Below are 25244 nucleotides of genomic sequence, written 5' to 3'. Positions count from 1 at the left end.
CCGCACCGGTGCACCCACAAGCCGCCCCAACCCCCTTCAGCGCACCCCGCACAACGGTGATCCACACCCCCCGGCTGGCGCACCCCCTCGGCGCCGGAGTCCGGCACCCCCTCCCACCTGCGCACCGAGCCGCAAGCCGGGCAGCAGACGTGAGGCTTCCCCGGAGGGGCCGTCACTCTCGTGGCCCCCGTCAGAACGCCCACCACCCCCCGCAGCCGCAACACTGCGGGCATGGGTATACGCATGCTTCACCGCCGGACGCCCGAGGCAGTGCCCCGGACCTGGGCGGACACCTTCTCGGCGCAGGCCATGCCCCCCTCGCGGGTCCCGGCTGTCGCGGCCGACGCAAGCACCGCCCGCATCCCGGCCGACCCGGCCACCACCGTCCGCAGGGCCACCAGGGACCTCCGGCGCCGGCTCGCCGGCCGTACGGCCCGCATCCCCGACCGGCGCCTGTGGGCCGACCTGGCCCGTGCCTATCTCGCCCTCGCGGTCGCCCAGATCCCGAGGGCACGTCCCCGGCACACCCTCACCGTCTTCGTGGCGTCCCTCACCGAGCGACCGGCCGCTCCCGGCCCGCACCGGCCGCCTCACCACGAACCCCGGGAGCAGCGGCCGGACGCCAGACCCTGACCCCGACGGCGTACAGCAGCAGGCCCGGCACCAGCCCGGCGCCCACCCCGAAGCACAGGGTCGGCACCAGTTCCCACGCCCGGGCCACCGCACCCCGGTGCTCCCACCAGCCCGCCGCCCGCTGCACGGCGCCGGCCAGCGCGCAGCCGCCGATCACCGCGAGCGCCCGCCACCGGTCCCGTACGGACAGCACGGGTACGCCCGCCGGTACCCCGTCCGGCGCCCGCCGCAGCGCACGTGCCACGAACAGGGCGATCGCCACGGCACCCGCCACGGACGACCCGTACTGAAGCCACGTGAACAACGGCATGCCCGCCGGACGGTCCCGCCCGACGGCCGGGATCAGCCGCGTCCCCCACCGGTCGTGATGCGTGAACGCGTCCCACACCACATGGGTGAGCGCGCCGAGCACCGCGGAGCCGTACCACCAGCCCACCGCGGAGGCGCCCACGCGCGCGCGTGGCGCACCGAGGCGCAGCAGGGCGGCCGGCCCTCCCTGCCGGGCCGTCGGCAGCAGCGCGAGCAACGGTTCCCGGACCAGCAGCCACAGCCCCGTGAGCGCCCAGGCGATGAGGACGTCGACGGTGACGACACCCGCGAAGGTGTGCGTGACCGTGCCGGACTCCATGCCGCCCGGCAGGATCCCGGCCGCGTAGTAGGGCACGTCGGGGGCGAAGGAGCCGGTGACGAGCACCGCGGGCACCAGCCGGCCCCGGCCGCTGCCGTCCCGGCGGATCGCGGGCAGCACGGCGGCCGCATGGCTGAGTGTGAACGGCAACGGAACCCCCTGGAGCGGTCGCCGGACCGGGACACGGCACCGGTGATCGGGTCCGCCCAGTATGCGGGACAGCCGTGCGGGCGCGTCGCCGCCGACGGCACCCGGCCGGCCACTGAAACCGGGGCCGAACGGGTGCCCGCCCACAGCAAGTTGTCGTAGGGTCACCTGCGTCACCGTGCCGGAGGCGCGGTCGAACGCATATCGCACACATGGAAAAGCGGAACAGGGGCAACCACAGCACCGGGTCAACCGTCACACCAGAGCGAGGCAGTCAGGCGGAGACGGACGCACGGGCGTCCACGGGAGGGGTTCACTTCATGGCGGCGCATTTCGGCAGGCGACTGCGCAAGGGAGCGGCGACCACCGCCGTGGCCGCGGCGGCGGTCGCGGCTCTCTCCGCGTCCCAGGCTCCGGGAGCGGCCGGCGAGGAGCACGGCAGACAGACGGCAGCCGGTGCCGCCGCACCCGCGCCGGACACCGACGGCAACGCCACCGGCAACTCGCCGTACTACACGGACCTGCCCCCCCTGAACAGCCCCAGCCCGAGCCCCTCGTCGAGCGCCGGCCCCTCCGGTCCCGTCACCAGGGCCGAGGGCGGCATCCCGGCGACGGTCCTGGACGCGTACAAGAAGGCCGAGGCCGAGCTGCGCGCCTCCAAGCCCGGCTGCAACCTGCCCTGGCAACTGCTCGCCGCCATCGGCAACGTGGAGTCGGGGCAGGCCCGCGGCGGCCAGGTCGACGCAGGCGGCACCACCCTGCGCCGGATCCTGGGCCCGCAGCTCGACGGCAACGGCTTCGCGCTCATCGCGGACACCGACGACGGCGCGTACGACGGCAACAGCGCGTACGACCAGGCCATCGGTCCCATGCAGTTCATCCCGTCCACCTGGGCCTGGGCCGGCCGCGACGGCAACGGTGACGACAAGCGGGACCCCAACAACGTCTACGACGCCGCGCTCGCCGCGGGCCACTACCTGTGCCGCAACGGCTGGGACCTGTCCCACGAGGCCGATCTGCACCGGGCGATCCTCAGCTACAACAACTCGCAGGACTACCTCGACCTGGTCCTGAACTGGATGGAGTACTACCGCAGGGGCACCCACTCCATCCCCGACGGCACCGGCGGGGTGCCCGAGCACCGCAGCGACTCCCGCTCCGGCCTCCCCACGTCCCCGCTGCCCACGCACCCGCCCACGACCGAGCCCGCCCCGAAGCCCGACAGGCCCGACAGGCCTGACAAGCCCGGCAAGCCCGGTAAGGGCGACCACGGCGGCGGCGACAAGGGCGGCAACGGGAACGGCAACGGCAACGGCAACGGCGGGCACGAGACCCCCGATCCGAAGCCGCCCACGCCCCCCGTCCCGCCGACTCCCCCGCCGTCCAACACCGACCTGGTGGACCACCTGGAGGACGCGGGCACGGGGAAGCTCACCGCGATGGCCGGCGACGCCTTCAGCGACCGGATCGGCGCCCGCGCCGAGACCAAGGTGGGCAAGTCGGTGGCCAAGGTCAGGCTCCGGTTCACCATCACCGGCGGCACCGACGCCACCTTCACCGGCGGCGAGACCGTGGCCACGGTCGTCACCGACGCCAAGGGTGTCGCGCTCGCCCCGGCGCTCCAGGCCGGCGAGAAGACCGGCGACTTCGAGGTCGCCGTGTCCGTCGTGGGCCGTCCGGTCAAGGGCGTCGACTACACCGCCACGGTCACCGCGCGCGCCGCCGACATCCTGGCCCGCACCAGCGACACCCCGCTGACCTGCGCCCCGGGCGGCGAGTTCGCCGACCAGGTCCAGGTGAAGGCGACGTACCTGGGCACCGTCGCGGACAAGGTCGCGGCCACCGCCACCCTGGTCAGGTCCGCGACCGACGTCACCGAGAACGACAAGGGCCCCTACTTCAAGGACGCCGGCGGCAAGCCCGTACGCACCCTCACCACGCTTCGGACGGACGACAAGGGCCTGCTCACCCTGCCCAAGCTGTACGCGGACGACACCACCGGCACCTTCCTGCTCCGCATCACCACCACCGGCGGCGCGACCCTCACCGTCGAACTGAAGGTCGCCCCCGCCGAGTCCCCGACCGCCCCGTCCCCGACCGGGTCCGCCCCTTCCTGAGCCCGCACCCGACCGACAGGGGCGCCCTCCCCGCTCCGGCGGGACAGGGCGCCCCTGTCGTCACCCCACCAGCACACTGCCACGACGCCCTTCTGACGTCCCGTCAGAACGGGCGGACCGTGGGACGAGGACTCCGGTCGTACTCCTCACCCCGCGCTTCCCCGCGGTCAGCCCCGGTCCGTCCGCGCCTTCGTGTGCCGGGTCGCCTGTGCCGTCGCCGGATCCTCGGGCCACGGATGCCGGGGATAGCGTCCGCGCAGTTCCGCGCGCACGGCTCGGTAGCCGTCCCGCCAGAAGGAAGCGAGGTCGGCCGTGACGGCGGCGGGACGTCCGGCGGGCGAGAGCAGGTGCACGAGCAGCGGGACCCCCGCCACGGCCGGCGTCTTCTGAAGCCCGAACAACTCCTGGAGCTTCACCGCCAGCACCGGCCGCTCCGGATCCCCGTAGTCGATCCGGATCCTGGACCCGCTCGGCACGGTGATCCGCTCGGGCGCCAGCTCGTCCAGCCGGGCGGCCTCACCGCCCGCCCAGGGCAGCAGCCGCGCGAGCGCCTGCCCGGCGTCGATCCGCGCCAGATCCGCCCGCCGCCGGGCCCGGCCGAGCTCCGGCTCCAGCCATTCGTCCACGCGCGCGTGCAGCGCCTCGTCCGACACGTCCGGCCACGGCTCCCCCAGATGCGTACGCAGGAACGCCAGCCGCTGCCGCAGCAGCTCCGCCGCCGGCGACCAACGCAGCAGCCCGAGTCCCTCCTGGCGGAGCCCCGCCAGGAGGGCGGCACGCACGAGGGCCGGACGCGCGTCCCTCAGGGGACGCACGGCCAGCTCGATCGCCCCCAGCCGCGCCACGCGCCGGGTCACGACGTCCCCGTCGGCCCAGCGCACCTCCTCCCGCTGTTCCAGGAGCGCCGCCGCGGCGTCCCGCGCCACGTCCTCGGGCACGGCGGCCCCGAGCCGCACGCGCGCGTGCCCCGTTCCGCCGGGCCGGCCGGCGACCGCCACCACGATCCAGGGCGCCCCCCGCAGCGCCGACCCCTCACCCAGCTCGACCCGCGTCCCGGAGGCCATGAGATACGACCCGCCGTCCAGCCGGGCGACACGCTCGGGGAAGGCCAGCGACGCCACGATCCCGGCCAGGCGGTCGTCACCGGTGCCCGGTCCGACCCGGACGGCATCACCCGGAGCCGCCTTCCCGGCGGGCGGACGGGAGACCTCCGCCGAGACGGCCCGCAGCCGCCGCACCTCCGCGGCCCACCGCCCCGCGTAGGCGTCACCTCCGTGCCGGGCACGCCGCAGAGCACCCGCGAGATCGTCGCCGTACTCCCTCGGCACCTCTTCGGAGAGCAGGGCGACGACCTCCGCACCCCCGCCCGAGGTGTCCAGCAGAGCCCGCCCCAGCCGCGGGTGCACCCCCAGCCTGCCCAGCCGCACACCCAGCTCCGTGGCCCGCCCCGCGCGGTCCACCGCGCCCACGGCCGCCAGCACCTCCCGCGCTGCGGCCATCGCCCCGCCCGGGGGAGGATCCAGCAACGCCAGCCCGGAGGCGTCCGGATCGCCCCAGCAGGCCGCCTGAAGGGCGAACGCGGTCAGATCGGCCACCTTGATCTCCGGCGCCGGAAACGCCGGCAGGCGGCCGTCCTCGGCCTCCGCCCAGCACCGGTACACCGCCCCCGGCGCCTCACGCCCGGCCCGTCCCGCCCGCTGCCGCCCGGCCGCCCGCGACGCCCGTACGGTCGTGAGCCCGCTCAGCCCGCGCGCGTGGTCCACCCGCGGCTCCCGCGCCAGCCCCGAGTCCACCACCACCCGCACCCCCGGCACCGTCAGCGACGACTCCGCCACGGACGTCGCCAGCACCACCCGGCGCCGCGCCCCGGGCGCCAGCACCGCGTCCTGCACCGCGGCCGGCATCCGCCCGTGCACCTGGAGCACGTCCACGCTCCCCAGGTCCCCCAGCTGTCCGGCCACGCGCGCGATCTCGCCGACGCCGGGCAGGAAGCACAGCACGTCCCCCTCCCGTTCGGCCAACGCCCGCCGCACCACCGCCGCCACGTGCGCCAGCAGCGCGGGGTCCACCCGCATTCCGTGCGGCGGCCGTACCGGACGCGCCGGGGGAGCCCACACCACGTCCACGGGATGGGTCACGCCCGTCGCCTCGACCACCGGCGCTCCGCCGAGCAGCCGCGCCCACCCTCCGGCGTCCGTGGTCGCCGACGCGGCCAGCAGCCGCAGGTCCGGCCGCAGCGACTGCCGCACGTCCCACAGGAACGCGGCCACCGTGTCGGCGTCCAGATGCCGTTCGTGGCACTCGTCCAGGACGACGGCATCCGTACCGGCCAGTTCCTGGTCGCGCTGGAGCCGCTGCAACAGGACACCCGTCGTCACGACCTCCACGCGCGTGCGCCGCCCCACGGCCCGCTCGCCGCGCACCGTGAAGCCGATGCTGCCGCCCGGCTTCTCACCGAGCAGCCAGGCCATGCGCCGGGCCGCCGCCCGGGCCGCGATCCGCCGCGGTTCGGCCACCACCACCCGCCGCGCGGGACCGCCGCCGACCAGCCCCGCGAGCACCAGCGGCACCAGGGTCGTCTTCCCCGTACCGGGAGGCGCCACCAGCACGGCGGCGCCGACATCCTCCAGGGCGCCGGTCAGGGCGGGCAGGGCGGAGCGCACGGGCAGCGCTCCCAGGGCGTCGTCACGGATCACGCCCCCAGTGTCGTACGACGGCGGGAACCCTCCTGCCTCCGCGCATGCGCGGAGGCAGGAGAAGGGAGGCAGGCGGACTCCGGCTAGGAGATCCGGTCCGGCTCGCACACGAAGATCGCCGTGCCCGGGATCAGCTTCCCGCGCAGCGGCGACCAGCCGCCCCACTCCGAGGTGTTCCAGGCCGGCCACTCCGGCTCCACCAGGTCCACCAGCCGGAAGCCCGACGCCACGATGTCCCGCACCCGGTCGCCGAGCGTCCTGTGGTGCTCCACGTAGACCGCGTGGCCCTCCTCGTCCTGCTCCACGTAGGGCGTGCGGTCGAAGTAGGAGGAGGCCACCGTCAGGCCCTCGGGGCCCGGTTCGTCCGGGAACGCCCAGCGGACCGGATGGGTCACCGAGAAGACGAACCGGCCACCCGGCCGCAGCACCCGGTGCGCCTCGCGCAGCACCAGCCGCGGGTCGGCCACGAACGGCAGCGCCCCGTACGCGGAGCAGACCAGGTCGAAGGATCCGTCCGCGAAGGGCAGCGCGGCGGCGTCGGCACAGACCAGCGGGAACGAACCGCCGATCCGCAGGGCGTGCTGCAGCTGCCGGTGCGAGAGGTCCAGGGCCACCGGGCGGGCGCCCTGTGCGGCCAGCCACCGCGCGCACTGGGCCGCGCCCGCGCCGATCTCCAGGACCGCCCTGCCCTTCAGCTCCTCCGGCGGGCCGAGCAGCTCGGCCTCCACCTCGTCCAGGCCCTCCGGGCACCACACGAAGCGGTCGTCGCCGAGGAACGTGCCGTGCTCGGTCTGGTACTCGTCGGCGTTGCGGTCCCACCAGCCGCGGTTGGCCCGCGCGCTCTCCGTGACGTCCGCGTCACGCCGGGTGGCCTCCGGCTCGGATCCCCCGGAACCCTCAGGCTCGTACGCTTCCGGCTCTTGGATGATCGGCTCCCTCGTCGTACCCTTCCGTCCAACCCGCACAGGGGCCCCCACGGAAGGACTCGCGCGGGCCCGCGCGGCCCGCTGAGACTTTTCTTCTGCCGGGTATGCGGTGATCCGCCCCGGGTGTGCGCCTTCGCGCATTGACCCTGCCCGGCTGCCCCCGTATGCTACAAGTTGCGCTGCGGGCCTGCGCTCCTCAGACGTAGCAGGCTGCGCTCGCATCTGTTGTATGTCCCCTCGGTTTTCGAGGCGCCGCCGGGCATTCCGGTGCTCAAGTGGCGCTTCCTTGGCTGTCCGGCTTCTTCAGAGCGAAACGGGCTCCCGGCGTAAGCAGTACCTACGACTTCAATGTCCGTACCGGAGCCCTTTCCCACATGACGAGCAGCACCGAGACCACCGCCACCACCCCGCAGGTAGCGGTCAACGACATCGGTAACGAGGAAGCCTTCCTCGCCGCGATCGACGAGACGATCAAGTACTTCAACGACGGCGACATCGTCGACGGCGTCATCGTGAAGGTCGACCGGGACGAGGTCCTGCTCGACATCGGTTACAAGACCGAAGGTGTGATCCCGAGCCGCGAGCTCTCGATCAAGCACGACGTCGACCCCAACGAGGTCGTCGCCGTCGGTGACGAGATCGAGGCCCTTGTTCTCCAGAAGGAGGACAAGGAAGGCCGCCTGATCCTCTCGAAGAAGCGCGCCCAGTACGAGCGTGCCTGGGGCACCATCGAGAAGATCAAGGAAGAGGACGGGATCGTCACCGGTACCGTCATCGAGGTCGTCAAGGGTGGTCTCATCCTCGACATCGGCCTCCGCGGCTTCCTTCCGGCCTCGCTGGTCGAGATGCGCCGTGTCCGCGACCTCCAGCCCTACGTGGGCAAGGAGCTCGAGGCCAAGATCATCGAGCTGGACAAGAACCGCAACAACGTGGTCCTGTCCCGCCGCGCCTGGCTCGAGCAGACCCAGTCCGAGGTCCGCCAGACCTTCCTCACGACCCTCCAGAAGGGTCAGGTCCGCTCCGGCGTGGTCTCCTCGATCGTCAACTTCGGTGCCTTCGTGGACCTGGGTGGCGTCGACGGCCTGGTCCACGTCTCCGAGCTGTCCTGGAAGCACATCGACCACCCCTCCGAGGTGGTCGAGGTCGGCCAGGAGGTCACCGTCGAGGTTCTCGACGTGGACATGGACCGCGAGCGCGTCTCCCTGTCGCTGAAGGCGACCCAGGAAGACCCGTGGCAGCAGTTCGCCCGCACCCACCAGATCGGCCAGGTCGTGCCCGGCAAGGTCACGAAGCTGGTTCCGTTCGGTGCGTTCGTCCGCGTGGACGAGGGCATCGAGGGTCTGGTCCACATCTCCGAGCTGGCCGAGCGTCACGTGGAGATCCCGGAGCAGGTCGTCCAGGTCAACGACGAGATCTTCGTCAAGGTCATCGACATCGACCTCGAGCGTCGTCGCATCAGCCTCTCGCTGAAGCAGGCCAACGAGGCCTTCGGTTCCGACCCGGCCTCGGTCGAGTTCGACCCGACCCTGTACGGCATGGCCGCGTCGTACGACGACCAGGGCAACTACATCTACCCCGAGGGCTTCGACCCCGAGACCAACGACTGGCTCGAGGGCTACGAGAAGCAGCGGGAGGCGTGGGAGCACCAGTACGCCGAGGCGCAGTCCCGCTTCGAGCAGCACCAGCAGCAGGTCATCAAGTCCCGCGAGGCCGACGAGGCCGCTGCGGCCGAGGGTGGCGAGGCTGCGGCTCCGGCCGCGTCCGCCGGCGGTGGCGGCGGCGGTTCGTACTCCTCCGAGGGCGCGGACACCTCCGGTGCCCTGGCCTCGGACGAGGCGCTGGCCGCACTGCGCGAGAAGCTGGCCGGTGGGCAGAGCTGATCGCTGCCGCTGAGGCTTAGCCGATAGTCGGCTGAGGGGCCGTACCTTTCGAGGTGCGGCCCCTCAGGCGTTCCCCGGACTGCCGGATCGTGCCTCGGTCGCTTGCCCCGGCTGTCCGCCCGGTCGCGGACTGCCCGTGCGGTCCTCCGGCCCCCCTACGGGGTCACCTGTACGTTGGTCAGGCCTCTGCCGCCCGCCACCGTGTTCGTGCTGTGGACCGTCGTCCGGCAGGTGCTGCTGTCGTTCGTGACGTCGATCGCCAGACGTGTCGCGCCGGTCGCACCGGTCAACGTCGACCGGTTGCCCCTGAAGACCGTGCCGCAGCCCCAGCCGGACTGCTGGGTGTGGGTCTGGTAGCCGTCGTTGGTGGTGTCGCTGCCCGTGTTGTCCTGCACGAGGACGTCGTTGCCCTTCACGTCGACCCAGGAGTCGTCGTAGTTGGCGCCCGTCAGGCCGCTGCCGTCGAAGGTGTTGCCGATGATCCGGGCACCTGTCGTGCCCTCCTTGATGTCGACGTTCTCGCCGCCCACGTCCGGGCCGATCGTGTTGCCGAGGATCTGTGTGCGGTCGCTCCGGTCGGTGAGCGTGTTGGCGGTGCCCACGTACACGCCCTCGCCCATGCCCCGGCCGTCGTTCCCGGTGTCGTAGATCCTCGAGTTCCTGATCACGCCATCGGTGCTGGAGTCGCGGAAGTGCACACCCTCCATGTCCAGGCCGTGCACCGTGACGCCGTCCACGACGACACCCCTGGCCGCGTCGATCATGATGCCCTTCTGGCCGCCGGTCACGGTCAGGCCGCTGACCGTCCAGTAGGAGGCGCCGTTCAGGTGTAGGCCGTAGCCGCCGCCGGCCGTCAGTACGGCCCCGGGGGAGCCCGTCAGGGTGATGCGCGCGGAGGCCGTCGCAGGCGTCGCCGCCTTGAAGTTGCCGGTGTAGGTGCCGTCCGCCAGATGGATCGTGTCGCCGGGCCGGGCGGCGCCGAGGGCGGTCCTCAGCTGGGCCGCGGTCGTGACCTCGAAGGTGGCGGCGGAGGCCGGGCCGGTGGCGGTGAGAAGCAGTCCGCCGGTGGCGAGGGTGGTGGTGAGCAGGGAGATGAGCGACGTGCGTGCGCGCATGAGTGCTCCTGTCCTGCGTTCTCCTGCATGAACGGCGAACGTCTCCTTGAATCCTGGACGTCGTGAAGGTACGGACCAGGTGACGGGTCGTCAAGAGGTCACGCACGAGATCGCTGATCAGCGGCGTGTCGCGGGAATTCCCCCGCTGCAGGACGCGTTGGTGGGAGGGGAACACGAGGAGGGGCGGTCACAGTGCTTGATCCGCAGGGTTTGTACGCATGGGAGCCGAAGGGCCTGGCCGTGGTCGACATGGCGCTCGCCCAGGAGTCGGCCGGCCTGGTCATGCTCTACCACTTCGACGGATACATCGACGCGGGTGAGACCGGCGACCAGATCGTGGACCGGCTGCTCGACTCGCTGCCCCACCAGGTCGTGGCGCGCTTCGACCACGACCGGCTCGTGGACTACCGCGCCCGCCGGCCCCTGCTGACCTTCAAGCGGGACCGCTGGACCGACTACGACGTCCCGGCCATCGAGGTCCACCTCGTCCAGGACACCACCGGTGCCCCGTTCCTGCTGCTGTCGGGCCCGGAGCCGGACGTGGAGTGGGAACGGTTCGCGGCGGCGGTGCGGCAGATCGTGGAGCGGCTCGGCGTCCGCCTGGCCGTGAACTTCCACGGCATCCCCATGGGTGTCCCGCACACCCGCCCCGTGGGCCTGACCCCGCACGGCAACCGCAACGACCTCGTCCCCGGCCACCGCAGCCCCTTCGAGGAGGCCCAGGTGCCGGGCAGCGCCGAGTCGCTGGTCGAGTACCGCCTCATGGAAGCCGGGCACGACGTCCTGGGCGTCGCCGCGCACGTCCCGCACTACATCGCCCGTTCCCCGTACCCGGACGCCGCCCTGACCGTCCTGGAGGCCATCACGGCCGCCACCGGTCTCGTCCTGCCCGGCGTCGCGCACTCGCTGCGCACGGACGCGCACCGTACCCAGACCGAGATCGACCGGCAGATCCAGGAGGGCGACGAGGAGCTGACCGCGCTCGTGCAGGGCCTGGAGCACCAGTACGACGCCGCGGCGGGCGCCGAGACCCGGGGCAACATGCTCGCCGAGGTCGTGGAGATCCCGTCGGCCGACGAGATCGGGCAGGAGTTCGAGCGCTTCCTGGCGGAACGCGAGGGCGAGAACTGACCTCGCGCCTCGCTGGCGGAGCGCGATGGCTGACCTGATTGCGGCCTCCTGGCGAGCGCGCGGGCCGGAACAGGCCTCCGCCGGCTCTGCCGGCAACGCCAGGGCCTAAGCTTCCGCTCATGCTGACAGTGGGCCTGACCGGCGGGATCGGTGCCGGCAAGAGCGAGGTGTCGCGGCTGCTCGTGGAGCACGGGGCCGTACTGATCGACGCGGACCGCATCGCGCGCGAGGTCGTGGCGCCCGGCACTCCCGGCCTCGCCGCCGTGGTCGACGCCTTCGGCACGGACGTCCTCGCCGCCGACGGCAGCCTCGACCGGCCCCGGCTCGGCTCGATCGTCTTCGCCGACCGCGAGAGGCTCGACGTCCTCAACTCGATCGTGCACCCCCTGGTGGGCGCCCGCTCCCGCGAGCTGGAGAGCGCCGCGGCCGAGGACGCCGTCGTCCTCCACGACGTGCCGCTGCTCACCGAGAACGGCCTCGCGCCGCTCTACGACGTGGTGATCGTCGTCGACGTCGCCCCCGAGACCCAGCTCGACCGGCTGGTCCGGCTGCGCGGGATGACCGAGGAGGACGCACGCGCGCGTATGGCCGCGCAGGCGACCCGCGAGCAACGCCGGGAGATCGCCGACATCCTGATCGACAACGACGTACCCCTCGACGCGCTGAGGAAGCGCGTCGCCGAGGTCTGGGACGACCTCGTACGGCGAGCGCGCCGGGGCGCGGGCCGGACGCCGGACGAGGGCGGTGCCGCGGCGGAATAGCGGTCCGGCACGAAGCGTTGCAGCGGTGGAGTGAGGGAAGGACTCTGCCGTGCCCGAGACCAGCGGTTCCATCGGACCTACGCCGGAAACTCATGTGATCGACTTCCGTGCCGCCGAACAGCTGCTCAACGCGCGGGATGCCCGGGGCGCGGTGAAGCTGCTCGACGGAGTCATCGCCGCCCACCCCGAGAACACCGCCGCCCGGCTGCTGCGCGCGCGTGCCTTCTTCGCCGCGGCGCAACTGCGGCCGGCGGAGTTGGAGTTCACCATCGTGCTGGAACGCGAGCCGGACAACGCCTTCGCGCACTTCGCGCTGGCCCGCACCTATGAGCGGCAGAACCGTCCCGAGCAGGCCAAGCGTCATTTCCGGCTGGCCGCCGCGCTCGACCCCAACCCGGACTACCTGAAGGCCGCACGCTTCGAGGCCTGAGGGCGGCCTGCCCGGCGCTCGGCCGGCCGGTGCGCCGGTGCCGTCGATCACGGATGGCGGTGTCTGGGCGGCCCGGGGTGGGGAGGCCGGGGACGGGGAGGCCGGGGGTGGGGCGGTCCGGCATCCGGCGGCTGGTACGGCGGGATGTCACGGCCCGGCTGGTAGTGCGGGCCCTGGCGCAGGTGTCTGAGGATCATGGCCATGTCGACGGCGACCACCAGCGACAGCACCCCGCAGGCCGCCGCCCAGCCGGGGCGCCCGGCCAGCGCGAACGCCGCCGTGCCGAGGGCCGCCCACAGCAACCCCCACACGCTCAGCCAGAACCGCGCCCGCAGGGGGCTGCGCGCGGTTCTCGGTTCACTGCCGGTACGCATCGGACCACCGCTCCACTCCTCCTTCGCACCGTACTCTTCGATGACGACGGGCATCAACGCCCGGCGGGGCGACGCGGAGCGGCGTCCGGCGCGGTGGAGTGGGGGCGCACCGCTCGACGGGGTGACGAGGAGCGGCAGCCGGCCGGACGGCCCGGGGCAGCGGGCGGCGCCTCGGTGTGCGGCGACGTGCGCGTGGCGACCCCGAGCGGCGCCGGGCGAGCGGGAGCGGACCACCGCCGATCATGCTTGTGGAGAGGTGCGCGGCGACGCCGTCCGCCGGAACCGAAGGGGGAACCGCACGTGCTGCCGGACACCGACGACCTGCCCGAACTGCTCCTCGACCTGGCCGTGCCGCACGAGGACATCAACGAACTCGTCGCGCGGTGGCGCAGGGTGACCACGGACCCGGGCACGCTCAGGCTCCTGACGGACTGCGTCGAGGAACTGTTCCGGGAACCGTGGGACACGGGCCGCACACCCGACCTCGCCGAACCGTTCGCCGCGGTCCCGGCCGAACTGGCCGGCGCCTTCCCCGTGTACGTCTTCCTCGCCGCCCTCCCGCGCACGCGGGCGTATCACCGGGCTCGGGGCATCCCGGCCGAGATCTCCCGGCGCACCCTGGCCGATCTGGGCCGCCACATGGCGGCGTACCGCGGGCGGCACGGCGGGACGGGCGTGCAGTCGCGGCGCTGGCTGGTCCGCCATTTCCGCGGGGAGCTGTACCAGTTGGGCCGGTTGCAGTTCGAACGGGCGCGGCTCGGGGACCGCGACGCGCGGACGGCGGCGGCGGCCGGACTGGACGCGGCGCCCGGAACGCCCTGCCTGAACCTGCACATCCCCGACTTCCACGGCCCGCTGACCCCGTCCGCCTGCGACCGCTCCCTGGCCCTGGCCCGCGCGTTCTTCCCCCTGCACTTCCCCGAGGAACGGCCGGGCGCCGTACTGTGCCACTCCTGGCTCCTCGACCGGCAGTTGCGGCGCTACCTGCCCGCCGAATCCGGCATCGTCCGCTTCCAGGAACGGTTCCGCATCGCCTGCGACGAGACCGCACCGGCCGACACCGAGCCCGTCCGGTTCGTCTTCGGGGACCCGGACCTGCCGGTGGCCGGGCTGCCCCGCCGTACGTCCGTGGAGCGGGCGGTCGGCGACCATCTGCGGGCCGGCGGCCACTGGTACATCGGGCACGGGTGGTTCCCGTTCCGCGCTGGATGACCCGAACGGGTGAATCGGGGGCGGAGGGGAACGGGCGTGCGGGGGTGAGCCGTTGTACGGGCATGAGGGTCGACATGCGTGAGGGACACGAGGGCACGGGACCGGGCGCGATCACCCCGGACGGCTGCGCGGTGGAGTTGTACGCGCGGCTGCCGGTGGGCGGCGAGCCGGACGTCATCGCCGCGGCGGTACCGGCGGGGGCGCACATCCTGGAACTGGGCAGCGGCGTGGGCCGGGTGACCCACGCCCTGCTGGAGCGCGGCTTCACGGTCACGGCGGTGGACGAGTCCGCCGACATGCTGGCCCGGGTCCGTGGGGCGCGCACGATATGCAGTCCCATCGAGAGTCTCGACCTGGGCGAGACGTTCGACGTGGTGATGCTCGCGTCGTTCCTGGTGCACGCCGGTGACGAGGAGGTGCGCAGAAACCTGCTGCGTGCCTGCGTCCGGCACGTGGCGGAGGGCGGCTGTGTGCTCATCCAGCGCGAGGGCGAGGACTACCACACCCATGTGCCGAGGGAGCGGGTCGACCCCAGCGGCTTCACCGTGCGGATCGTCTCGGCGGAACCGGTCGGGGACGGGGTGAACTCGGTGCGCGCCGAGTACGTGTTCCCGGACGCGGTCTGGACACAGACGTTCCTGTCCCGGCCCCTGACCAAGGAGCAGTTCGAGTCGGCGCTGGCGGAGGCGGGACTGGAGGTGGACGCCTATCTGACCCCCGACGGTATATGGGTGAGGGCGCTGCCCAGGCCGTGACGGCGGGCGGGGCCGGCGGGACCGTGCCCTCACGACGGGCGCCATGGGGCACGGTGCCTTCCGGACAGACGCCTGCGGGGCAGGTGCATTCGGGGCCGCTCCGGCGATGACCTTCCGGCATCCGGCCGGTCGAAGTCGGGGAAGGCAACCCGCACCGCTTCACCAGGAGACATCCATGTCGGAGACCACCGCTCCCGTCGGCACCACGACACCCACGAGCAGCCTCGGCCAGCCCGCCACCGGACGGGCACGCGGGCTCCGGATCGCCCTGCGGACCGTGCAGGTGCTGCTCGCCCTGTTCTACGGCATCGCGAGCGCCCTGCCCAAGCTCATCGCGCACCCGTCGGCCGTCGAGTCCTTCGACAGAATCGGCTGGGGCAGCGGAGCCATGTACACGATCGGCGCGCTCGAACTCGCCGGAGCCGTCGCGCTGTTGATACCGGTGCTCCAGTCCGTGGCCGCCCTCGCCCTCGGCGCGCTCATGGTCGGCGCGTTCATCGTCCAGCTCACCGCGTTCGACGGCCAGAACGCGGCGACCCCGCTGATCCTCGTCGCACCCCTGCTCCTGATCGGCTGGGTTCGGCGGCAGCACAACAGGGATCTCCTGGGCCGGCTGCGCCGACGGTGACAGTCCCGACCGCCGATGCCGATGCCGATGCCGATGCCGATGCCGACGTTGGCGGGCAGGCGCGGGCCGGCCGGCGTCAGCGGTCCGGGCGTCAGACGCGCGATGCCCGTGCGGCGCCGCGAGCGGTTGCGAGACCGGCCGCTGCAGGCGCGCCGGCTGCCCCGGCCGGCCGCGCCGGTAGAGGGGCTGATCCGCGCGCTCGGGCGCCGGGCCGCGTTCGCCCCAGCGCCTCGGGGCACACGGGACGGTATGGACGACAGCAGTGCCCTCACCCGCCTCGACCGGCGCGTCGCCGACTGCCGGGCCTGCCCCCGGCTGGTCGACTGGCGCGAGGAGGTGGCCCGTACCAAGCGGGCCGCGTTCGCCGGCGAGACGTACTGGGGGCGGCCGGTCCCCGGCTTCGGGCCCGCCGACGCCCGGCTGGTGATCATCGGTCTGGCCCCGGCCGCGCACGGCGGCAACCGCACCGGCCGCATGTTCACCGGCGACCGCTCCGGCGACGTGCTCTACCAGGCCATGTACGACGTGGGGCTCGCCTCGCAACCCACGTCCGTCCGTGCCGACGACGGCCTGGAGCTGTACGGCGTCCGTGTCACCGCGCCGGTGCACTGCGCCCCGCCCGCCAACAGACCGACCCCGGGTGAGCGCGACACCTGCCGGCCCTGGCTGGTCCAGGAGCTGACACTGCTCCGCCCGACACTGCGGGCCGCGGTCGTCCTCGGTGCCTTCGGCTGGCAGGCCGCGCTGCCCGCGTTCGCACAAGCGGGCTGGAGCGTGCCCCGCCCCCGGCCGGCCTTCGGCCACGGCGCCCGGGTGGCGCTCGACGGCCTCGAGCTGTTCGGCTGCTTCCACGTCAGCCAGCGCAACACGTTCACCGGCCGCCTCACCACCGAGATGCTCCGCGACGTGCTGCGCACGGCGGCGAGAACGGCCGGGCTGCTGTGACCGCTCACGCCGGGCCGGGGTCGTATCGGCGCAACCACCACGCACGGCCGGTGGCACGCGTCCACGCCCCCGTGCCCGATGCCCACGCCCCCGTGCCCGATGCCCACGAGCCCCGGGACTGAGGCCTGAGCCCGCTGGTCAGGCCGGTCGGGGATGATCAACCCTGATCACGGGTGATCAGGGGCTTCCGGCACCACCGCCGTGGCCGTGATCTCCACCAGCTGCCCGGCGTACCCGAGGCAGGCGACGCCGAGCAGCGTGGACGAGTGCGGCCCCCGGCTCAGACCGGACGCCTCGACCACCTCCCACACGGCGGACAGTGTCGCGGTCTCGCTGCTGACCACGTACACCTCCGTAGTGAGCACATGCTCCAAATCACTGCCCACGGCTTGCAGTTGCTCGCGGAGGTTGGCGATGACCCGCTCGGCCTGGCGTACGGGGTCTCCCGGGCCCACCAGTTCGCCGTCGGCGGTCAGCGGCACCGCCCCGGCGAGGAACGCGAGCCTGGTGCCGGCCTCGACGACGGAGGTGTGGGAGTAGGTGGGCGGAGGGAACAGAGTGGGGACGGTGACGCGCTGGATCACGGAAGCGGCTCCTCGAACGGTCCATGGGCAACCGCTCGATGATCGACCCCTCCCCGCCCCGACCGCATCCGATTTACGCGGTCCTGGGCGGGTGCCGGGCCGCCGCCGGGCACCGCGAGACGGCGGCCCGGGATTGCGTTCATAAAGAAACCGCCCGGCCCGGCACCTTTCACACAGGCGAAACGTGAGCACCCCGTCCGCACCGGGAACACGCTCTACGGTGGGAACACGGTCCGCCGGCCACCGTCGTCCGAAGGCCCACCCCGCCCTCGTACGAACAGGAGCTCCGTGTCCCGGCCCGCCGCACCCCTCTGGCTCGCCCACGCCTTCCGCGCGCAGCGCGGTCCCGTTCCCTGGAGCGCCGTGACCCGCGGCGCGCTCGCCGCCGGGCCGTTGCTGCTCGCCGGCCTGCTCGGTGGCCGGACGGCCGTCGGGGTGCTGGCCGCGATCGCCGCGATGCTCGCCGGCATCAACGACCGGCCCGGCAGCCGGCGGGCCTCCGTGAAGCGGCTCGGGGTGCCCGCGCTGGCCGGCGCCCTCGGGCTGCTCGTGGGCACCTACGGCGGTCAGGGTCTGACCGCCGTACCGCTGACCCTGGTGCTCAGCCTGCTGGGGCTGGTCGCCGGAGCCGTCAGCGCGGTCGGGCCCGTCGCCTCCGCGGCCGGGACCCAGCTGCTCGTCGCCGCGGCCGTCGGGGCCGGGATGCCGGCGGCCGAGCCCGGCTGGCAGCGCGGCCTGGCCTTTGTCGCCGGGGCCGGATGGCTGCTCGTGCTGCGGCTGGCCCTGCCCACCCCCGGCTCGCTCCCCGGGGACTTCCGGTTCGACGGGGAGCGGGCGGCGGTCGCCGAGGTGTACGACGCGGTAGCCGCTCTTCTCGACGCCGTGGGCGGTGAGCACGCCACCGCCCGGCGGGCCGCGCTCACCGCCGCACTCGACCACGCCCAGGACGCCCTCGCCGGGCCCCGGCTGCGCCGGTACGCCGGCTCCGCCGCCGAGCGCCGGCTGCACGCCCGGTTCGCGGCGGCGCTGCCGCTCGCCGAGGCCGCCACCGCTCTGCACTGGGCGGGGGAGCCGGTGCCGGCGCGGACGGCGGAGGGCCCGCGCCGGCTCGCCGCGGCGATCCGTACCGGTAGCGGCCCCGGCCCGCTGCCCGCGCCGCATCGGTCGGCGCCCGCCCTGCGCGCCCTGGACGACGCCCTGTTGCGGGCAGCCGAGGTCTTCGACCGGGGCGAGGGCGCCCACCACGGGTTCCACGGCCGGCGCCGCGGCGCCCGGCGGGCGCTGCGTGTCGCGCTGGGGGCCGGTGGGCGCGAGTACGGACTGCGCGTCGCCCTCGGTTTCGGTGCCGGCTCCGCCATCGCCCAGGCCCTGCACCACGCCCGCTGGTACGGGCAGCACGAGCACTGGTACTGGCTGCCCGCCACGGTCGTCTTCCTCGTCAAGCCCGATCTCGGCCCGCTCGCCTCCCGGGTGCTGTGCCGGGCCGCCGGCACCGTGCTGGGCGCCCTGGTGTTCGCCGGCTGCGCGATGCTCCTGCCCCGACCGGCCGGACCGGTCGCGCTGGTCGCGGTGTGCGGTGCCCTCGTACCGGTCGCCACCCGGCACTTCGCGGCGCTCACCGCCGTCGTCACCGTCCTCGTCCTCGCCCTGGCCACGGCCGGCGGGGAACCACCGGCCTCGGTCGGCCGGATCGGCGAGACACTGCTGGCCTGCGTGCTCGTGCTGCTCGTCGGGCACCTGCCGATGCCGGGGCAGCGCGGCGGCGGGGTACGGTCCCGGCTCGCCGCGGCCGAGAACGCCGCGCACGCCTACCTCCTGCACGTCCTCGGCGAGTCCGGCGACCGCGCCGAGCGGTGGGCGCTGCGCCGGGAGGCCTACCGCACCCTTGCCGGGGCCCGCACCGCCATCGCGCTCGCCGCCGCCGAACTGCCCGCCCTCGCCCGGCACACCGAGGGCACGGACGCCGTCGCCGAGGTGCTGGAACGGCTCGTGGACACGACGACGGCCTGCGCGGTGCAGCTGGACGACACCGGCCGGCTCAGCCCCCGGCACACGCGGCGACTGCGAGAGGCGCTGGGAGAGCTGGAGACGCGGGGGGAGGGAACTCCGCTGCCCGTGGCGGCGTGACCGGCCCGCGGGGTTCCAGGCAGCACCAGCCACGCCGGCGCCCGGACGAGACTGGCCGAAAAACGTTGTGCACCAGGCGATGAGTTCCGCCCACCCCGACGGTCACCACCCCGAACCGACCGTCGGACAGGAGGGCCCATGTCGCTTCCGGAGATCGTCTCGCGTGAGCAGTGGCGCGCGGCGCGCGAGGAGTTGCTGCGCAAGGAGGAAGCGGTCAGACGGGCCCGTGAGGTCCTCGGCGCCGAGCGGCGGCGGTTGCCCATGACCGAGGTCGACGCCGAGTACGTCTTCGAGGGCGGCGACGGCAAGGCCACTCTCCTCGACCTCTTCGAGGGGCGGGCCCAGCTCGTCGTCCACCACTTCGAGTTCGCGCCGGAGTGGAAGAGCGGCTGCCCGTGCTGCGCGGCCTTCCTGGACCAGGTCGGCCACCTCGCCCATCTGCGAGCCCGGAACACGTCCTTCGCGGCCGTCTCCCGGGCGCCGTTCACCCGGATCCTGCCGTTCAAGGCCCGGATGGGCTGGGCGGTTCCCTGGTACTCCTCGGGCCACGACGACTGCGGCCACGACCCCGGCCGCGACTTCAACCGTGATTTCGAGGCCACCGTCGAGTCGGACGGGGAGCTGGTCGAGCGCCCCGGGCTCAGCTGCTTCCTGCGCGACCACGACCGGGTCTTCCACACGTACTCGGTGTACGACGACGGCCTGGACGGACTCGGCACCACCACCGGTCTGCTCGATCTGACGGCGCTCGGCCGCAGTCCCGCCGGCAGCGACCGCCTCCGCCTCCACGACGAGTACGACTCATGACACGGACGGCCCCGCCACGTCCCGGTAACCGGGCACACATGGTCCTGTTCGTGTCACAAGGTGAACGGATCCTCACGGTCCGCGCCGACCAGGTGTCGAGAAGGTATCAGTCGCGTCACTGAGCGAGGCGTTTCCCCTCTCCAGAGCGTTAACTCCTACACGAACGACGCTTTCTGGAGGTGCGAGATGGTGAACGGGCGAACGGTGCTCGGGCGCTTTTCCGCCGGTGGTCCGCGGGGATCCTGGCCCGCGGAGGAGTTCGCGCACGCACGCCGTCTGGAGGGGCTGGCCGCGGAGGTCGTCATGGATCTCGCCACGGACACGTTCCTGGTCATCGTGCGGGGGAGCGAGGCCGTCGAGTGAGCCGGTGAGCCCCCCCGGCCGGTCTCGCCGGCGGGTTCACGCCGGAGAGGCCCCGGCGGAACGGCTCAGGCCGGAACGGGTTCAGGCCGGCTTCGGCGCGGGTACCGTCCGGGGCGTCGCCGCAGCCTTCGCCGTGAACTGCTCCGCCTGGAGCGTGTACAGCTCGGCGTAGACCCCGCCCCTGGCCAGCAGCTGCTCCGGAGTACCGGACTCCACCAGACGGCCGTGCTCCAGCACGTGCACCAGGTCGGCGTGGCGGACCGACGCCAGCCGGTGGGTGATCAGGACGACCGTCTGCCCGCTGCCCGCCAGCGCCCGGATCCTCTCGAACACCTCCAGCTCGGCCCGCGCGTCCAGCGCCGCCGTCGGCTCGTCCACGATCAGGATGCTCCCGCGCCGGTACGCGGCCCGGGCGATGCCGAGCCGCTGCCACTGGCCACCCGACAGTTCGTGTCCGCCGCTGAAGTTCCGGGCCAGCAGGGTGTCCAGGCCGCGCGGCAGATCCGCGACCACGTCCGTGGCCCCCGCCTCGGCGACCGACGCGGCCAGCCGTTCCTCCGTGATGGGCGCACTGGAGCGGCCTACGGCCACGTTCACCCGGGCGGTGAACGGCCAGCGCTTGAAGTCCTGTGCCACCATCGCGACGCGCTCGGCGAGCAGTCGCCGGTCGGCACGCGCGGCATCGACGCCGTCCCACAGGATCCGGCCCCGGTCCGGCGTGTACAGGCCCGCGAGCAGCTTGACGAGCGTGGTCTTGCCCGAGCCGTTCTCGCCGACGAGCGCGATGATCCGCCCGAGGGGCAGGGTGAGGGTGATGTCGTCCAGAGCGGGACGCGAGGCGCTTCGCCCACCGGTGTCGTCCGGGTGCGCGCCCGGCGTCCGTGGGTGCGGGTCGCGCGGGTAGCTGAAGGTGACGTTCTCGAAGCGGATCTCCTCAGGGTGCTCCGGCAGCGGCTCCCCGCCCACGGGGATGGCCCGCTCGGCCGCCTCGACGTACAGCCGCTGGAGATCGCCCACGAACAGCGCCTCCTCGTGCAGCTCGTTGACCGCCAGGACCAGCGTGTCCAGGCTCGCCGCGCCCGTACGGACCGCGATCACCGCCGTACCCGCCACCGACAGGGCCATCGCGCCGGCCAGCAGCAACGCGCCCAGCGTCGCGTACGTCGCCAGGGTCGCCAGACCCGTCCAGCTCGCGGCGATCAGACCGGTCCGGGCGGCCAGCCGGGACAGCCGGGCCTGTTCCGCCTCGGCGGTCTCCGACATGGACCGGAAGTGGCGCAGCAGGAACGGTCCCATCCCGTGCACCCTGATCTCCGGGGCGGCGGCCGGCTCGGTGAGCAGGCTGGCGATCAGCTGGCCGGCCCGGGCGTGCTGCACCCAGGTGTGGAAGGACTCGTAGCGGCGCCGGGCGTTGGTCAGGGCGCTCCAGGCGCTGGGCAGGGTCATGGTGACCAGCAGCGGCAGCAGTCCCGGATGCAGCACGGTGAGCACGCCCGCCGCGGTGACCAGCGAGATGATCGAGTTGATCACCCGGGTACCGTGCCCGATCATGTGCCGGGTGGACCGGGCGCCGTACTGCGCCGTGTCCAGCAGCTTGTGGAAGGCGTGGTCCTCGATCGCGGCCAGCTCCACGTTCGCCGCCCGCTCCAGATACAGCTCGGTCGCCACCCGCTCCACCTTGGGCTCCAGCCGCCCGGTGGCGTAGGTCGAGGCCGCTCGCAGGAGCGCGGCCAGCAGCATCACGCCGGCCAGCACGACCAGGGCGGGGGCCGCCGAGTGCAGCCGCTGTCCGATGTCCGGCCCGGTGAGCAGCTTGCCGAGCGCGTTGTTCACCGCCAGCAGGCTCACCGCCTGGGTCACGCCCCGGCCCACCTCCGCGGCCAGGACCACCCGGGCGGCCCGCGCGTCGGCCTGCCGGGCCAGCCGCAGACTCGACGCCAGCATGCCCGGGAGCCGGGTCATCATCGCCCGGAAGCCCAGCTCCAGAAAGGCTTCCGAGTGTTTGTTCCAGCCCATGTCGTACCGCAGCGGCCCGCCGAACAGCAGCCGCTCCGACTCCGACACCGCGGGCTGGACCACCTCCCGTCTCTTCCCCACCATGACCTCCCGCGCCCCACCGGAACGGCCACTATCGCGGCCGGCGCACCGACCGGGCAGGGCGCGAACCGACGTACGGGGGGCGCGGAGGGGGCACGGGGATGCGGGACGGGCGGGGTCGGTCAGAGAGACGGAGTGGGTGTACGGGCCGGAGTGTGGTGGGTGGGTGTGGGCGGTGGGAGCGATGGAGGACGGGGGCGGGTGACCGTCGGTGGTGGCGGCCGCCGGCGCCGCTGTTACGCCGGGACGGCCCTCGACCAGTCCGGGGCGGTCCCCGTCACCCGGCACAGCGCGAGATAGAGCGGGATCGGCGGGGTGTACGGAACCGTGCCCTCCGGCCGGTGGATGAGCCTGGCGGTGCCGTTGGTCAGGGCGCCGGTGGCGTAGTGCGCCGGGTACGGCCACGACAGGGCGTAATCGGAGTCCGACGGAACGATCCACCACCAGTGGGAACCGTCGGCGTACACGCACCCCAGCCGCGGCAGCAGGGGCACGACGAGCGGACCGAGACGGTCGGGGACGGCTACGGCGTCACAGCCGAGCGGGACCGTCATGCCGTCCGGCACCTGTAGCCGGCGGGCCGGATCCACGGCCGGACGGCGACGCTGCATGCGCACCAGGGAGTCCAGGCCGACGGTGACCTCCTGGCCGGCACGGGCACCTGCACCGGCGGACCGGCCGGAGCCGCCGAGCCGGCCGACGCCCGTCACGGGCGCTCCCCACGGCGGTACTGACCGGGGCCGTGGTGCAGAGGCCGGACGGGTGCCGTGTGCCGGTGCTGATCCGGACGATCGCCCTGCCTGTGCTGCTGTTGCGCGGTCACGTGCTGATGCCCGTCCGCCGTCGCGTGCCGGTGTGGCTCAGGCACCCGGTGCAACGGCTGACCCGCGGCGGGACGTCGGTGCTGTGCCGGCCCGTGCCCGTCGGCCCCGGCCTGCTGGTCCTCGCCGGAGTCGTCCGGGCGGCCCGGCTTGGGGCGGGCGCCCCAGCCGAGGTCGTCGCGCGGCTCGGCGGTGTCGTGGGCCGTGTCGGTCCGGTGGGCCAGCTCGGCCCAGACCAGCAGTCCGGGGCCGTGCCCCTGGGCACCCCAGGCCCGGCACAGCGCGTCGACGAGAAGCAACCCCCTCCCGTGCTCCTCGTCAGGCCGCTGCGCGGACGGGTGGGGATCACCAGGGGCACAGCCCTCGTCCTGCACGGCTATGCGCACCATGTCGCCGTGCTCGTGCAGCTCGCACACGACCCGGCTGCCGGCGGTGTGCACGACCGCGTTCGTGACCAGCTCCGATATGACCAGAGCCGCGTTGTCGCAGGTGTCCGCGCACATCGACCACCCCGACAACCGGGCGTGCGTCAGGCGTCTCGCCTGGGCGACGGAGCCCGGATGGGCGGCCAGCTCGAAGCGGAACCTGCGCTCGGGGGCGCCCCCCTGAGGGGGTGCACCCGCCGCGGCACCGAGACCGGGGCGGTCTGCGGCGGCGTCTGTTCCTAAGGGCGCGGACGGAATCACGCTTGTCACTATCTCCCTGTCGCGGACACTTGGCAAGCGTCACTCTGAAATTTGCAGAGTGCTGTATGACTCGGTCAGAGGTCGTGGCACACTGCTCGCAACAGCACCATGAGCGGCGCCAATTGAGGTCGTCGGGGATCCGAACCGGTCTTCGAATGCACTTTCGAATGGCGCCGTAGGGCTGTCAGGAAACTTTCGGTGGAGCTTTCGGGAGCTCCGGAGCTCGTAGCCCTGGAGTTCCGCGGCTCTCGGTGGAGGTGGCAGCGTGAGCGAACCGCGGTCCGCGCCGACCGTGGGCCAGGTGGTCCTCGGCCGGCGCCTCCTGGACCTGCGGGAACGCGCCGGGCTGAAGCGCGAGGAGGCCGCCCGCGTCCTCCGCGTCGCCCCCGCCACCGTCCGCCGCATGGAGACGGCCGAGGTCAGCCTCAAGATCCCCTACCTGCAGCTGCTGCTGAAGGCCTACGGCGTCCCCGACGACGAGGCCGACGCCTTCGTCCGGCTGGCCGAGGAGGCCAACCGGCCCGGCTGGTGGCAGCGGTTCCACGACATCCTGCCGGGCTGGTTCTCGATGTACGTCAGCCTGGAGGGTGCGGCCACCCTCATCCGCTCCTACGATCCGCACTTCGTCCCCGGCCTGCTCCAGACGGAGGACTACGCGCGCGCGGTCCTGCAATCCGGTGCCGTGGGCCAGACGAGCCCCGACGACATGGAGCGGCACGTCGCGCTGCGCATGCAACGCCAGGAACTGCTCACCCGTGCCGACGCCCCCCGTTTCTGGGCCGTGATGGACGAGACGGTCCTGCGCCGCCCGGTCGGTGGCCCGGAGGTGATGCGCGCCCAGATCGACAAGTTGCTCGAGGCCACGAAGCTGCCCCATGTGACGCTCCAGGTCGCCCCCTTCGCCAACGGGCCGCACCCGGGAACGTACGGGCCCTTCGTGCTGTTCCGATTCGCCATGCCGGAACTGCCCGACATGGTCTACAGCGAGTACCTGACCGGCGCCGTCTACCTGGACGCACGCACCGAGGTGGCGACCCACCTGGAGGTCATGGACCGCATGGCGGCGCAGGCCGCTACGGCACGACGCACGAAGGAGATCCTCCGGGATCTCCTCAAGGAGCTGTGAATGGATCGCATCAGGCCGCGCGGACGCGTCTACAACGGGATGCCCGCGCGGGAGTTGGGCAGCGAGGGGTGGCACAAGCCGTGGAGCGGCGGCAACGGCGGGAACTGCCTGGAGGCGATGAAGCTGGCCGACGGCCGGGTCGCGGTACGCCAGTCCACCGACCCGGACGGGCCCGCGCTGATCTACACGACGGACGAGATAACCGCGTTCATCGAGGGCGCCAAGGCGGGGGAGGCCGACTTCCTGCTGTCCTGA

23 protein-coding genes and 1 pseudogene are annotated in these 25244 nt (G+C 73.2%); 15 read left to right on the top strand and 9 right to left on the bottom strand.

Features of this window, described 5'->3' with window-relative positions; genetic code table 11:
- The first annotated feature begins 231 nt into the window (after positions 1-231).
- A complete protein-coding gene (locus ACF1BE_RS00295) occupies positions 232-633 on the top strand; it encodes a hypothetical protein (RefSeq protein ID WP_392196722.1) in 402 nt (133 codons plus the stop codon).
- Here ACF1BE_RS00295 and ACF1BE_RS00290 read toward each other — a convergent pair.
- Complete coding sequence (locus tag ACF1BE_RS00290) at positions 551-1411, bottom strand: DUF4184 family protein (protein ID WP_392196721.1); 861 nt, start codon at positions 1409-1411, stop codon at positions 551-553. The two genes, ACF1BE_RS00295 and ACF1BE_RS00290, sit on opposite strands and share 83 nt — an antisense overlap.
- A gap of 317 nt (positions 1412-1728) precedes the next feature.
- Between ACF1BE_RS00290 and ACF1BE_RS00285 the strand changes: the two genes are divergently transcribed.
- Entirely contained in the window at positions 1729-3525 is a 1797-nt protein-coding gene (locus ACF1BE_RS00285; RefSeq protein ID WP_392196720.1) for a lytic transglycosylase domain-containing protein, read from the top strand.
- 167 nt (positions 3526-3692) lie between these two features.
- On the opposite strand, the gene hrpB is transcribed toward ACF1BE_RS00285, so the two are convergent.
- Positions 3693-6221, bottom strand: coding sequence for an ATP-dependent helicase HrpB (gene hrpB, locus ACF1BE_RS00280; RefSeq protein ID WP_392196719.1), 2529 nt, complete (start codon positions 6219-6221; stop codon positions 3693-3695).
- 83 nt (positions 6222-6304) lie between these two features.
- Positions 6305-7186 (bottom strand): class I SAM-dependent methyltransferase, encoded by an 882-nt coding sequence (locus ACF1BE_RS00275; protein WP_392196718.1) that lies wholly within the window; start codon positions 7184-7186, stop codon positions 6305-6307.
- A 335-nt stretch (positions 7187-7521) separates the two neighbouring features.
- Between ACF1BE_RS00275 and rpsA the strand changes: the two genes are divergently transcribed.
- Positions 7522-9027, top strand: coding sequence for a 30S ribosomal protein S1 (gene rpsA, locus ACF1BE_RS00270; protein WP_392196717.1), 1506 nt, complete (start codon positions 7522-7524; stop codon positions 9025-9027).
- A 155-nt stretch (positions 9028-9182) separates the two neighbouring features.
- Here rpsA and ACF1BE_RS00265 read toward each other — a convergent pair whose 3' ends face one another.
- Entirely contained in the window at positions 9183-10142 is a 960-nt protein-coding gene (locus ACF1BE_RS00265; RefSeq protein WP_392196716.1) for a nitrous oxide reductase family maturation protein NosD, read from the bottom strand.
- Between the two features lie 192 nt (positions 10143-10334).
- Here ACF1BE_RS00265 and ACF1BE_RS00260 point away from each other — a divergent pair, with 192 nt between their 5' ends.
- From ACF1BE_RS00260 to ACF1BE_RS00250, 3 genes are all read left to right on the top strand, one after another.
- On the top strand, positions 10335-11273 hold the full coding sequence (locus ACF1BE_RS00260; protein ID WP_392196715.1) for a PAC2 family protein: 939 nt from the start codon (positions 10335-10337) through the stop codon (positions 11271-11273).
- A gap of 119 nt (positions 11274-11392) precedes the next feature.
- Positions 11393-12034 (top strand): dephospho-CoA kinase, encoded by a 642-nt coding sequence (coaE, locus tag ACF1BE_RS00255; protein ID WP_392196714.1) that lies wholly within the window; start codon positions 11393-11395, stop codon positions 12032-12034.
- 49 nt (positions 12035-12083) lie between these two features.
- Complete coding sequence (locus ACF1BE_RS00250; RefSeq protein WP_392196713.1) at positions 12084-12464, top strand: tetratricopeptide repeat protein; 381 nt, start codon at positions 12084-12086, stop codon at positions 12462-12464.
- A gap of 47 nt (positions 12465-12511) precedes the next feature.
- On the opposite strand, the gene ACF1BE_RS00245 is transcribed toward ACF1BE_RS00250, so the two are convergent.
- Positions 12512-12838 (bottom strand): DUF6343 family protein, encoded by a 327-nt coding sequence (locus ACF1BE_RS00245; RefSeq protein ID WP_392196712.1) that lies wholly within the window; start codon positions 12836-12838, stop codon positions 12512-12514.
- 300 nt (positions 12839-13138) lie between these two features.
- Here ACF1BE_RS00245 and ACF1BE_RS00240 point away from each other — a divergent pair, with 300 nt between their 5' ends.
- From ACF1BE_RS00240 to ACF1BE_RS00225, 4 genes are all read left to right on the top strand, one after another.
- Positions 13139-14050, top strand: a complete 912-nt coding sequence (locus ACF1BE_RS00240; protein WP_392196711.1) for an acyltransferase domain-containing protein — start codon at positions 13139-13141, stop codon at positions 14048-14050.
- Between the two features lie 74 nt (positions 14051-14124).
- Positions 14125-14805 (top strand): class I SAM-dependent methyltransferase, encoded by a 681-nt coding sequence (locus tag ACF1BE_RS00235; protein WP_392196710.1) that lies wholly within the window; start codon positions 14125-14127, stop codon positions 14803-14805.
- A 175-nt stretch (positions 14806-14980) separates the two neighbouring features.
- Complete coding sequence (locus ACF1BE_RS00230) at positions 14981-15433, top strand: DoxX family protein (protein WP_392196709.1); 453 nt, start codon at positions 14981-14983, stop codon at positions 15431-15433.
- Between the two features lie 249 nt (positions 15434-15682).
- Positions 15683-16378, top strand: a complete 696-nt coding sequence (locus ACF1BE_RS00225) for a uracil-DNA glycosylase (RefSeq protein WP_392196708.1) — start codon at positions 15683-15685, stop codon at positions 16376-16378.
- A 167-nt stretch (positions 16379-16545) separates the two neighbouring features.
- Here ACF1BE_RS00225 and ACF1BE_RS00220 read toward each other — a convergent pair whose 3' ends face one another.
- Entirely contained in the window at positions 16546-16962 is a 417-nt protein-coding gene (locus tag ACF1BE_RS00220) for a RidA family protein (protein WP_392196707.1), read from the bottom strand.
- Between the two features lie 288 nt (positions 16963-17250).
- Between ACF1BE_RS00220 and ACF1BE_RS00215 the strand changes: the two genes are divergently transcribed.
- The 3 genes from ACF1BE_RS00215 to ACF1BE_RS00205 all read left to right on the top strand — a co-directional run bounded on the left by ACF1BE_RS00215 (position 17251) and on the right by ACF1BE_RS00205 (position 20259).
- Positions 17251-19089, top strand: coding sequence for an FUSC family protein (locus ACF1BE_RS00215; RefSeq protein ID WP_392196706.1), 1839 nt, complete (start codon positions 17251-17253; stop codon positions 19087-19089).
- A 138-nt stretch (positions 19090-19227) separates the two neighbouring features.
- Positions 19228-19896 carry a DUF899 domain-containing protein gene (locus ACF1BE_RS00210; protein ID WP_392196705.1) on the top strand — a complete coding sequence of 223 codons (669 nt, stop codon included), beginning with the start codon at positions 19228-19230 and terminating at the stop codon, positions 19894-19896.
- Positions 19897-20082: 186 nt separating this feature from the next.
- Positions 20083-20259 (top strand): hypothetical protein, encoded by a 177-nt coding sequence (locus ACF1BE_RS00205; RefSeq protein WP_392196704.1) that lies wholly within the window; start codon positions 20083-20085, stop codon positions 20257-20259.
- Positions 20260-20340: 81 nt separating this feature from the next.
- On the opposite strand, the gene ACF1BE_RS00200 is transcribed toward ACF1BE_RS00205, so the two are convergent.
- The 3 genes and pseudogenes from ACF1BE_RS00200 to ACF1BE_RS00190 all read right to left on the bottom strand — a co-directional run.
- On the bottom strand, positions 20341-22359 hold the full coding sequence (locus ACF1BE_RS00200) for an ABC transporter ATP-binding protein (protein ID WP_392196703.1): 2019 nt from the start codon (positions 22357-22359) through the stop codon (positions 20341-20343).
- A gap of 233 nt (positions 22360-22592) precedes the next feature.
- Entirely contained in the window at positions 22593-22967 is a 375-nt protein-coding gene (locus ACF1BE_RS00195; RefSeq protein ID WP_392197383.1) for a hypothetical protein, read from the bottom strand.
- Between the two features lie 287 nt (positions 22968-23254).
- A pseudogene (locus ACF1BE_RS00190) lies at positions 23255-23899 on the bottom strand (ATP-binding protein); the annotation flags it as partial.
- A gap of 229 nt (positions 23900-24128) precedes the next feature.
- On the opposite strand from ACF1BE_RS00190, the gene ACF1BE_RS00185 reads away from it, so the two are divergent.
- Together ACF1BE_RS00185 and ACF1BE_RS00180 are read left to right on the top strand one after the other, a co-directional pair.
- On the top strand, positions 24129-24989 hold the full coding sequence (locus tag ACF1BE_RS00185) for a helix-turn-helix domain-containing protein (protein ID WP_392196702.1): 861 nt from the start codon (positions 24129-24131) through the stop codon (positions 24987-24989).
- Entirely contained in the window at positions 24990-25244 is a 255-nt protein-coding gene (locus ACF1BE_RS00180; RefSeq protein WP_392196701.1) for a DUF397 domain-containing protein, read from the top strand.

It is taken from the genome of Streptomyces sp. NPDC014991 (assembly GCF_043080665.1).
Classification (GTDB): Bacteria; Actinomycetota; Actinomycetes; order Streptomycetales; family Streptomycetaceae; genus Streptomyces.
The sequence above is the reverse complement of the archived record's forward strand: the minus strand, read 5'-3'. Positions and strand labels throughout refer to the sequence as shown.

Coding starts and splice junctions, on each gene's coding strand:
- ACF1BE_RS00245 (WP_392196712.1), bottom strand. CDS start 12,838: ATGCGTACCGGCAGTGAACCGAGAACCGCGCGCAGCCCCCTGCGGGCG.
- ACF1BE_RS00225 (WP_392196708.1), top strand. CDS start 15,683: ATGGACGACAGCAGTGCCCTCACCCGCCTCGACCGGCGCGTCGCCGAC.
- coaE (WP_392196714.1), top strand. CDS start 11,393: ATGCTGACAGTGGGCCTGACCGGCGGGATCGGTGCCGGCAAGAGCGAG.
- ACF1BE_RS00285 (WP_392196720.1), top strand. CDS start 1,729: ATGGCGGCGCATTTCGGCAGGCGACTGCGCAAGGGAGCGGCGACCACC.
- rpsA (WP_392196717.1), top strand. CDS start 7,522: ATGACGAGCAGCACCGAGACCACCGCCACCACCCCGCAGGTAGCGGTC.
- ACF1BE_RS00195 (WP_392197383.1), bottom strand. CDS start 22,967: ATGCAGCGTCGCCGTCCGGCCGTGGATCCGGCCCGCCGGCTACAGGTG.
- ACF1BE_RS00235 (WP_392196710.1), top strand. CDS start 14,125: ATGCGTGAGGGACACGAGGGCACGGGACCGGGCGCGATCACCCCGGAC.
- ACF1BE_RS00205 (WP_392196704.1), top strand. CDS start 20,083: ATGGTGAACGGGCGAACGGTGCTCGGGCGCTTTTCCGCCGGTGGTCCG.
- ACF1BE_RS00210 (WP_392196705.1), top strand. CDS start 19,228: ATGTCGCTTCCGGAGATCGTCTCGCGTGAGCAGTGGCGCGCGGCGCGC.
- ACF1BE_RS00230 (WP_392196709.1), top strand. CDS start 14,981: ATGTCGGAGACCACCGCTCCCGTCGGCACCACGACACCCACGAGCAGC.
- ACF1BE_RS00200 (WP_392196703.1), bottom strand. CDS start 22,359: ATGGTGGGGAAGAGACGGGAGGTGGTCCAGCCCGCGGTGTCGGAGTCG.
- ACF1BE_RS00265 (WP_392196716.1), bottom strand. CDS start 10,142: ATGCGCGCACGCACGTCGCTCATCTCCCTGCTCACCACCACCCTCGCC.
- ACF1BE_RS00180 (WP_392196701.1), top strand. CDS start 24,990: ATGGATCGCATCAGGCCGCGCGGACGCGTCTACAACGGGATGCCCGCG.
- ACF1BE_RS00295 (WP_392196722.1), top strand. CDS start 232: ATGGGTATACGCATGCTTCACCGCCGGACGCCCGAGGCAGTGCCCCGG.